Source organism: Microcoleus sp. BR0-C5 (assembly GCF_036705045.1).
GTDB lineage: Bacteria > Cyanobacteriota > Cyanobacteriia > Cyanobacteriales > Microcoleaceae > Microcoleus.
This window is the reverse complement of record NZ_JAUBTR010000079.1, coordinates 21005-30577: the sequence shown is the minus strand read 5'-3', so window position 1 is coordinate 30577 and position 9573 is coordinate 21005. Positions and strand designations below refer to the sequence as shown.

8 protein-coding genes and 1 pseudogene are annotated in these 9573 nt (G+C 46.1%); 6 read left to right on the top strand and 3 right to left on the bottom strand.

From position 1 onward, the window contains the following. Window positions 1-80: 80 nt before the first annotated feature. A pseudogene (locus QUB08_RS26685) lies at window positions 81-227 on the bottom strand (IS5/IS1182 family transposase); the annotation flags it as partial. A 296-nt stretch (window positions 228-523) separates the two neighbouring features. Between QUB08_RS26685 and QUB08_RS26680 the strand changes: the two are divergent. From QUB08_RS26680 to QUB08_RS26670, 3 genes are all read left to right on the top strand, one after another. Beyond that, window positions 524-802 (top strand): hypothetical protein, encoded by a 279-nt coding sequence (locus QUB08_RS26680; protein ID WP_333228617.1) that lies wholly within the window; start codon window positions 524-526, stop codon window positions 800-802. A 478-nt stretch (window positions 803-1280) separates the two neighbouring features. Next, window positions 1281-2456, top strand: a complete 1176-nt coding sequence (ribD, locus tag QUB08_RS26675; RefSeq protein WP_333228615.1) for a bifunctional diaminohydroxyphosphoribosylaminopyrimidine deaminase/5-amino-6-(5-phosphoribosylamino)uracil reductase RibD — start codon at window positions 1281-1283, stop codon at window positions 2454-2456. A gap of 52 nt (window positions 2457-2508) precedes the next feature. Continuing rightward, window positions 2509-3120 carry a hypothetical protein gene (locus tag QUB08_RS26670; protein WP_333228613.1) on the top strand — a complete coding sequence of 204 codons (612 nt, stop codon included), beginning with the start codon at window positions 2509-2511 and terminating at the stop codon, window positions 3118-3120. A gap of 184 nt (window positions 3121-3304) precedes the next feature. Here the strand turns inward: QUB08_RS26670 and QUB08_RS26665 are convergent, their stop codons facing one another. After that, a complete protein-coding gene (locus tag QUB08_RS26665; RefSeq protein WP_333228611.1) occupies window positions 3305-4219 on the bottom strand; it encodes a PPC domain-containing protein in 915 nt (304 codons plus the stop codon). Window positions 4220-4312: 93 nt separating this feature from the next. Here QUB08_RS26665 and QUB08_RS26660 point away from each other — a divergent pair, with 93 nt between their 5' ends. Continuing rightward, entirely contained in the window at window positions 4313-6016 is a 1704-nt protein-coding gene (locus tag QUB08_RS26660; RefSeq protein WP_333228609.1) for an NAD(P)/FAD-dependent oxidoreductase, read from the top strand. A gap of 49 nt (window positions 6017-6065) precedes the next feature. Here the strand turns inward: QUB08_RS26660 and QUB08_RS26655 are convergent, their stop codons facing one another. Further along, window positions 6066-6863, bottom strand: a complete 798-nt coding sequence (locus tag QUB08_RS26655) for a Uma2 family endonuclease (protein WP_333228607.1) — start codon at window positions 6861-6863, stop codon at window positions 6066-6068. Window positions 6864-7006: 143 nt separating this feature from the next. Between QUB08_RS26655 and QUB08_RS26650 the strand changes: the two genes are divergently transcribed. Continuing rightward, complete coding sequence (locus QUB08_RS26650; RefSeq protein WP_333228605.1) at window positions 7007-7489, top strand: FxLYD domain-containing protein; 483 nt, start codon at window positions 7007-7009, stop codon at window positions 7487-7489. A gap of 175 nt (window positions 7490-7664) precedes the next feature. Continuing rightward, window positions 7665-9422 carry an ABC transporter ATP-binding protein gene (locus tag QUB08_RS26645; RefSeq protein WP_333228603.1) on the top strand — a complete coding sequence of 586 codons (1758 nt, stop codon included), beginning with the start codon at window positions 7665-7667 and terminating at the stop codon, window positions 9420-9422. Window positions 9423-9573: the final 151 nt, after the last annotated feature.

Genomic DNA, 9573 nt, shown 5'->3' with positions numbered 1-9573 from the left:
TGAATATTTGCCAAAATGGAACTACCGTGCAGTTCCGACAATTGAGTAGATGGTGAAGTTATTAAATTTTCATTCCTACCAGCGATCAAATTAAATCTTAATCCGAAGCGCCTTCTTCGATTCCGATATCTTGATGAAAGTATTCTAAATATATTTAAACTTCGATGTATATTTTCAATAATAATTCTCTCTTTTGCAAGTTGGCGATTTAAAACTTTTTCTGCTTTGACTATTTTTACCATCTCTTTGAATGTCTCTTGATGTACTCCACAGTAACGTTTAAAGTCGGCGGGGTTTAACTTTTGTACTTGTTCGTAATTCATCTTATGGGAGAATGGGTTTTTCGATTCCGAGGGGCGCGGACAGTTTTCCCTACTTGCGGAAGCTGTAGCAGTTTTGGGTGGCGGGCTAAGATACAGCCTAACTTTTTACTTTTATTCACTTGTGTCAGGTGATTTAATACTTGACACAAGTAAAGCAACCGTGTCAAGCTGTTAACAGTAAATCACCTGACACAAGTGAAATGACTAGAAATATCAATGACGCTAGCTTAGCCAACCTCAAACACTATGAGGGTAAATGGAAACACGGGCAAACCCGCACTATCCGAGTGCCGATTGCCCTAGCCGATCGAGTGCTGATTTTAGCCCGACAGCTAGATAACGGTAATCCGCTTGACACAAGTGATTTACCTGATGCTGCTACCTTACTCAACCAGTTAAAAGCCAAGCGCAAGAAGTCCAAGTGCGACCTAGCAGATGTAGAAGCGATTTTGGATATGCTAGGTGGTTTGTTGCCTTAATCCACCCTCTACCCTTTACCCGGTATCTTGAGGCGATCGCTTAACTTTCAAACTACAATCCAGTTATGCACACGATTCGACTGATGGTGAATAGTTAGACGATCGCTCCGACCGCTCCCTTATTAATGAGTAAGTCATTAGCTATCAGGCATCCTAAAGGTAGGGGTGCTTTTTTTGTTGATGTATCAGATTCTATGCCGCCTATGTTGGCGGCAACAGCTAGAATAATCCAGTGCTAGGACAATCTCGCTAGATAACCAAGCTCTAGAATATTGCTAGAAAAAATTGCTTGTACAGTGGCAATAAGTAGGAGACACTGGGACAAGTAAACAGGCAGTGACAAGGGTTAAAAGCGGGTCAAAATGGCTGCTTTGCTAGAGTGCTGATAGAAATTAGTCATATAAAGCCTGAAAGTATTGATAAATGGTTATTCGCTGTAAGTCAGTACACTCAGGGATAGATATAATACCAAAATCTCATGGAAACTTTTCCGGCGGAGGCTCAAGCGATCGCCAGCTTAGCTAACGGACAGCAGCAAGGTACAAAACAACTGGAAAACAGCGAAGTTCAAGAGTTCGATCGAGCCATGATGCGCCGCTGCATAGAATTGGCTCGCCGCGCTCTGGGCAAAACCGCACCCAACCCCCTTGTCGGTTCTGTAATTGTCCGAGACGGCAAGATTGTCGGCGAAGGGTTTCATCCCGGTGCCGGTCAACCTCACGCCGAAGTTTTTGCGCTCCGGGAAGCGGGGGAACTTGCCGAAGGAGCGACTGTCTACGTGAATCTGGAACCCTGCAACCACTACGGCCGGACTCCCCCCTGTTCCGAAGCTTTAGTTAAGGCCAAGGTGGCAAAAGTAGTGGCTGGCATGGTCGATCCGAATCCTTTGGTAGCTGGAACTGGGCTAACTCGGTTGCGAGAGGCTGGCATTGAAGTAGTGGCGGGAGTGGAAGGGGAAGCTTGCCAGAAACTCAATGAGGCTTTTGTGCACCGGCTTTTGTACCGCCGGCCTTTTGGAATTTTGAAATATGCAATGACTTTGGACGGTAAAATTGCTACCAGTAGCGGCCACAGCGCTTGGGTGACAGGCGAGGAGGCTCGCAGCGAGGTTCACCGGGTGCGCGTCGGCTGCGATGCGGTGATTGTTGGGGGAAATACGGTGCGTCTGGACAATCCCCTACTAACAAGTCACCAGCCTGATAGGAATAATCCCTTGCGGGTGGTGATGAGCCGCACTCTGGATTTGCCGAAGTCGGCGTGGTTGTGGGAAACCTCTGTGGCGGCTACTTTGGTGCTGACTGAGCCTGGGGTTAACCCGGAATTTCAGGAATTTTTGATCGCCAAAGGGGTGGAAGTTGTGGAGCTCTCGCCGCTGACACCGACTAATGTTATGGCTTATTTGTACGATCGATCTTTTCTTTCTGTACTCTGGGAGTGCGGTGGCACTTTGGCGGCTCAGGCAATTACTGAGGGTGCAGTTCAAAAAATTATGGCTTTTATTGCTCCTAAAATTGTCGGTGGCAAAGGAGCTCCAACTCCTGTAGGAGATTTGGGCTTTTCGGCAATGACTCAGGCTTTGACTTTAGAGCGGGCTTCTTGGCGCGCGGTGGGTGCAGATTGTGTGGTAGAAGGATATTTAAAAATTAAAGATTGAAAGTTAAAAGCGAGTCTTTTGAGTTTTTGATTTTTAACTTTTAACTCCTTTTATGGTTGAAATTCTGATTTGGAGTTTGATGATTGGTAGTCTCGGCTTGGAGGCTGCGCTTGTGGGTCTTTTGGTGAACCACGAGCAATTGGATGCGGGGCAAAAATGCGATGAGGAGGAGGAAGTTTTGACTCGGTACGAATCTCAAGAGGATAATTTTAATGCGCCGGAAAATGCGCGATCCAAGGGCAATCCCCAATCTGAGTCCAATTCTGTTGATTTGACGGTTTGGGAGTACAAGATTGTGCGGGCTAGCAACGATTTGTTCCGCAATCCTGCGATTTTTCACAAGCTGTGCCAAGAAGAGGCGGAAGTTGGCTGGATTTTGCTCGAAAAGCTCGACGACAGGCGGGTGCGGTTCAAACGTTCGATCGCGCTGCGGGACGCCCCGATGCCTAATTTACCAACGTTTGACCCTTACCGCACTCATTACGGCCCGATATCGAATGCGATGAGTTGGGCTGCGACGATCGTGTTTCTGAGCGCGATCGTGCTTCCTGCTATTTTGGGCTATGCTTTGGTGTCTACCACTCTAAGCAGAAGTCGCTCTAATTGGCCTCCGACACCTGTTCAATCTTTGCCTTCTCCCAGCGGGCCAGCAACTAATAAGTGAAAGCTGGGCAAATTGTCGCTCGCCCTTTTTGCAGCCTGTTTTATAGCAAGTCTAAATCTTTTGTGAACCAGATGTTTTTTTACGAACCGCGAAGGCGCAAAGACCGCGAAGGAAGAGAGGAGAATTGAGGAGAAGTCTGGTATTATTTGACTGATTTAGGCTTGCTATATATGTTAATTTGATTTTAAAATTGGGGCGGTATTTCTGAAGGAGCTGATAGCAATCTCAAGTCATAATTTGTATCGCCTTGAAATTGAGAAACCCGGACGAAATAAGTCCCCGCAGGTAAAGGCCCATTGCTGACAATTGTTTCTGAAGCCGTGCCTAAATTGTTAGACGAAGCAATAATATCATCTAATCCAACTGCGCCGTTGCCGTTGAGATCCTGAATTAATTCTACATCAACATCTGCACTCAAACCGTCAACAGTTACACTGAAAAGGCTGGGAGTATTGAGGATAAAACTGTAAATGTCGGCTGGTTCAGCATTTCCCACAAAATCGCTCGCCGTTTGAATTTCTGTGAGAATACCTAGGCTTTTTGCTGCGTTCAAATTGTCGGCGGGATCGGGGATAGTAGTCAACAATCCTTCTTGTTGACCGAATTGAATGTAATGGTCGATCGCACTTTTAACTGCGCCGCTATTGACTGCTGCTGCTACCAGCGGATATTTTTCTAGATAAAAGCTGGGATCGAAGAAAACGCTGGCTTTGCGGTTTTCTAATTGACCGGCTTTGAAATAGTGTTCAAATGGGGTAAATTGATTTGTTTGGACTGCTGTCAGAACGTCGGGGTTGGTTGTTAGATAAAAATTAACATCGAAGAATGGGTTTGGGTTGCGAACTTCAAATTGACCGAATCTAATAAAGTGATCGGCTGCTGAAAAGCCATTGAGTTTGGCTGATACCGCTACATCTGTATTGGTGTCTAAATAATAGCTGGCATCGAACAGGGCATTCGGGTCGCGATTTTCAAATTTGCCAATTTTTCGGTAGTGATCGAAGGGACTCGATACCGTGCCTCTGGCAACTGCTACGGCGACATCTGGGTTGTTTTCGAGATAAAATTTGCTGTCGAACAGTGTTCTGAGGGTTAGCATTATTAAAAAAATCTCTCTGGACTTTATTCTGGAAAGTGCACGATCGAGAATCCAGTTTACATCAAAGTTTTGTTTTGTGAGGATGTCTTAATTATGGCTAAATCTGCACTGATGGCTATGCTGCGCCGCGCTGCGAGTATTGCCCAGAAATCAAGGGAAACGGGCATTCCGGCTGATGAACTGCTGGGGATGCTGAGCGATCGCATTCCTAATTCTCCCATATCTCGGCGCCGCTTGCTGCACGGGGGCTTAGCTGCTGCGGGGGCTGTCGCTGCTGGGACTTTTACCAGGGATGGAGGGGGAGCTTTTGCTCAACAGGGCGGACGATCGCCGATTTTGGTTGTGGGTGCAGGGATTGCGGGTTTGACGGCGGCTTATCGCTTGGGCCAAGCGGGCGTGCGCGCCGATATAATCGAGGCAACGAACCGCGTGGGGGGGCGGATTCGCACTATTCCCAAGGTGGCTGGAACGCTAATTCCGGCGGATTTGGGGGGAGAATTTATTGACACCGGTCATACTAATTTAATCTCGCTGGCGACGGAATTGGGTTTGCGGGCGATCGACTTAGCCCAAGTGCAGAGTGGATTGGTGAAGGATACTTTTTTCTTTCAAGGGCGACGATTTCCTCTTGAGCAAATAATCGCGGATTTTGCGCCGCTAGCGAGTAAAATTACTGGAGATTTGGGCGCTATCGGAGATAACATTAGCTATCTCGATTTTACGGAAGCAGCAGAAAGATTGGACAATCTTTCGATCGCTGAATATGTAGACCAAGCTGATACTAGCACGCTACTGCGACAATTGTTGCGGGTTGCTTATACGGTATTCTACGGTCGAGATTCCGAGGAACAGTCGGCGTTAAATCTGCTGTTTTTAATCGGTTCTGAAGCGGGCAGTTTTGAATTGTACGGCGACAGCGATGAGCGCTATCAAATTGACGGTGGCAACAGTCAAATTATTAACCGTTTGGCGGGTCAATTGTCTGGTTCGATCGAGGCGGGGACGGTTTTGGAAGCGATTACTCTTTTGCCGGATGGCCGCTATCGGGTAAATTTGCGATCGGGACTAAGCGCGTTCGATCGCACTTACGAGCGAGTTTTGTTAACTTTGCCGTTTAGCACTCTGCGAGACGTTAAAATTAACGTACCTTTGCCCCAACCAAAGCGCAGGGCGATCGAGCAATTGGGTTACGGTACTAATTCTAAGTTAGTTACTGGCTACCGCAGCCGAATTTGGCGGGAACTTTATCGCTCGACTGCTTCTGTTTATAGCGATTTAGAATTCCAGAGTACCTGGGAAGCTACGCCTTTCGCCCCTACTCCTAACGGTTTAGTTACTAATTTTACAGGAGGAAAGCAGGGTTTGTCGATCGGTGCCGGCACTCCAGAAGACCAAGCACAAAGATTTTTGAACCAATTTGAAAGAGTTTTTCCCGGAGTGAGAAATTTGCGATCGGGCAAAGCTGTGCGAGCTTATTGGCCGGGAGAACGCTTTTCCAAAGGTTCTTATTCCTGCTATTTAGTCGGACAGTGGACGCAAATGTACGGCGTTGAAGGCGAACGAGTTGGCAATTTATTTTTTGCCGGGGAACACACTTCGCTGGAAAATCAAGGTTACATGGAAGGCGGTTGCGAAACTGGACAAAGGGCGGCCGGTGAAATTTTGCAAGACTTGGGTTTGATACCTTCTGCTAATGCTTTGAATGCTCGAACTGCGAGCAGTTTGAACAATCGCCGTCCCAGCCGGAAAATTCCCGGAGCGCGGAATCTTAGGAATAGAAAGCCGAGTATTAGATAATAACGTAAGGTGCGCCGCAGCGCACCCTACAAATATCGCAGATAATTCATCAAACAATCTCGTCCGGGTTAATTCCTTGAGCGCGTAAATATTCAGCAAGGCGATCTGCCCGTTCGCGTTCGCGATCTGCCCGTTCGCGTTCGAGTTCGGCCCGTTCGCGTTCGAGTTCGACCCGTTGTCGTTCCGCTGTTATCTGTTCTACACCCCACAAAAGCAGATTTCCTGCTTCATCCCACCAGCGCAACCAATAACCAGTACGCTGTTCTTTTTCCCCCCGCCAAGTTCCCAAATACAAACCAAAATCTGCTATCCAATGGCGACCTTCTTCATCAGGAAATTCTAGTTTGTAATTGCCATTTTCCAAGCGATAGACCTCCAACAATCCACTTTCAGGGTCAAAAATGATGTAAGTTGGTACTTGCAGAATTTGTTCGTAAAAAAACCACTTTCCGGGAGGAAAAGTACGTCTAATAGAATATTCCTCGCCGTCTGTTTCCGACAAAAACTCCATCACAATGCTTGGGATTTCTCCTTCCAAGTTTGGGGTGTAGCTTTTGCGGTCTCTTCTCGATTCTGCAGGGAGTACGGAAGGTACATAAACCCAATCTGGTGCTTTGATTACTAACTCGCTGTTGACAGTAGCGCAAATCCCAAAATTGCTGGCTATCAGCATTAGTGGCCCGATTAATCCTCTCAGTTCTAAGATTTCTCGCAGTGCTCCAGCAATTAGCGGTTGGCCTGTATTCTCCACTGGTTTTTCTTCTAATTGGAAGTCGTCTGGCAACTTCTCCCACGTTACGATCAGTTCTAACGTTTTTTGTCCTGGGTTATCTTGAGTAACGACCATGACTTTACTTTACTTTCTAAAGTTTGATGTCTTATCATAGCACAATGCAGGGTGAGCGAGGCGCGCCATAAATATAGATATGCTAGCCTAAATTTTAGCTGCATTATATTGTATAATTAATTTCAGAAAAAGCCGAAAAAAGCATGATTAATTTACCTTTAACAGTAGTTTTATCTATTTGGCTAATGTCCCCGACCTCCGCTCGCCCTGTGATTGCATACTCTACAAATACAATTGCCCAAAACTCCGAAATTGACGAGCCGTTTTGCTACATGAAAACCCCCGAAGGCAAAACAGTAGACTTGGGCAAGTTATGCGAGAAACAGCCAGCTTCGGGAACTTCCCAAACTTGCATTCCCGGTTCCAACATTTCAGAAAAAGTGTCAATTGCGACCGCAAATTATGACGGCAACTTTTTCAGCGGTAAAGTGCTTAATCAAGGCTGCAAAACAATCAAGAATGTTAAAGTCAATTATGAAGTTTTGGACGAGTCAGGCAATTTAATTGACAACGGATTTATCTACGCTGAACCAGTTACTCTTGGACCCGGACAGTCAGCAGCCTTTCGGGGTGCAGTTGTCGAGGGGGCTAAGGTAGTAGCTACTTATGCCGACGGTCAGGAATGATTTTAGATTTTAGATTTTAGATTGAAGAATTGGACAATTAACCCCACGGATGAATCCGGGGGCTTTGTATCCCGGATGCTTTCGGTGAAGAATGATTGTTGAGATTTGCCCGATCGCTGATATCATGTTTTGGCTCAGATATCTGTAAAAACAGAACTTGCAGAGGTAAAATATCTTGAAAACTCGATCGACATACTGGCAAATCTTACCCTACCTCCGTCCCCAAAAACAAACCATCGGTAAAGCATTAGCTTGTACTGTAGTATTTACCATATTTTGGCCGATTATCGCATGGCTAGTTGGCGAAACAGCCAAATTTATAGGTAAAGGAGATTTACAAGGGTTCGCTCAAATTGCTGCACTCAGCGCCATTATCTTTCTAATTCGCGGTACAGCCCAGTACGGTCAAGATACGCTGATGGCAAAAGCTGCTTTGACTATTGCTTTAGAAATTCGCAAAAAAGTCTACTCCCACCTGCAAAAACTCAATATTGGCTACTTTGAAACCGCCAAAACCGGAGACTTATCCTACCGCCTCACCGAAGATATTGACCGCATTGGCGAAGTAGTAAATAAATTTTTTCATCAGTTTATCCCTTGTGTTTTGCAGCTAATTGCCGTCCTGGGATATATGATTTATCTCAACTGGCAATTAACCTTGGGTGCATTAATTATTGCACCGCTGATGGCTATTTTAATTGGCTGGTTTGGCGAGAGATTGCTAAGTTACTCGCGGCAAAGTCAAAATCGCATCTCTGATTTATCCGCTTTGCTGACAGAAGTATTCAGCGGCATTCGTTTAATCAAAGCATTTGTAGCTGAAGACTACGAAATTGCCCGCTTTGCAGAAGAAGCAGAACAAAACCGCCGCGCTAAGTATTTATCAGAACGCATAAAAGCACTTCAGTTCGTTGTAGTTGGTTTTCTGGAAGCGATGAGCGTGATTTTGCTCTTTTTCCTGGGAGGTTGGCAAATTTCTCAAGGAAATCTCACAGGTACTCAATTTATCAGTTATATCGCAGGGGTGGCACTTTTAATTGACCCGATCGCTATTACAACTGCAAATTACGGGGATTTTAAGCAGGGAGAAGCTTCTAGCGATCGCATTTTTGAACTTTTAGCCATTCAACCCGCAGTCGTCGAAAAGCCAGGGGCGATCGAACTTCCCCGCGTTACAGGTAAAGTCGAATATCGCAACATTAATTTTGCCTACCCCCCTCAACCCCCCCTTGATAAGGGGGGGCAAGGGGGGGTTCCCATTCTGCAAAACATGAGTTTGCTGGTGCTTCCGGGAGAAATGATCGCCCTTGTGGGCGCATCCGGTGCGGGGAAAACTACCTTAGTAAATTTGTTGCCGAGATTTTACGATCCGCAAGCGGGACAGATTTTAATTGACGGTATTGATATTCAAGATGTCACTTTAAATACTCTGCGGCGGCAAATCGGCATTGTACCGCAAGAAACAATTTTATTTTCTGGTACAATTGCTCAAAATATCGCTTTTGGTCAATCTTATTATGAACTGAAAGATGTGCAAAAAGCTGCGGAAATTGCTAACGCTCATCAATTCATTAGTGAGTTTCCCGACGGCTATCAAACTTGGGTAGGAGAAAGGGGTGTCAATTTATCTGGCGGGCAAAAACAAAGAATTGCGATCGCCCGTGCAGTTTTGCTCGATCCGAGAATATTGATTTTGGATGAAGCGACATCGGCGCTGGATTCGGAATCCGAAGGTTTAGTGCAAGAAGCGCTGGAAAGATTGATGCGCGATCGCACGGTGTTTATTATCGCGCACCGCTTGGCTACTGTGCGGAGAGCCGATCGCATTTTAGTTGTCGAAAAAGGCAGAATTGTCGAATCTGGGACGCACGAGGAGTTGCTGGAAAAGGGCGATCGCTACGCAGGCTACTACGCTCAACAGTTTAGTCAGTAGGCTACGTTAGAAACCTGGTTTTTGGGTGTTTCTGCGGGCCTCAACCAAGTATTCTCGAAAAAAACCCGGTTTCTGACCACCCGTGGGTCAGTGATGTTCTAGATGAATAGCGCATATACTTAAAATACAACAACTACCCAAGATATTAAAC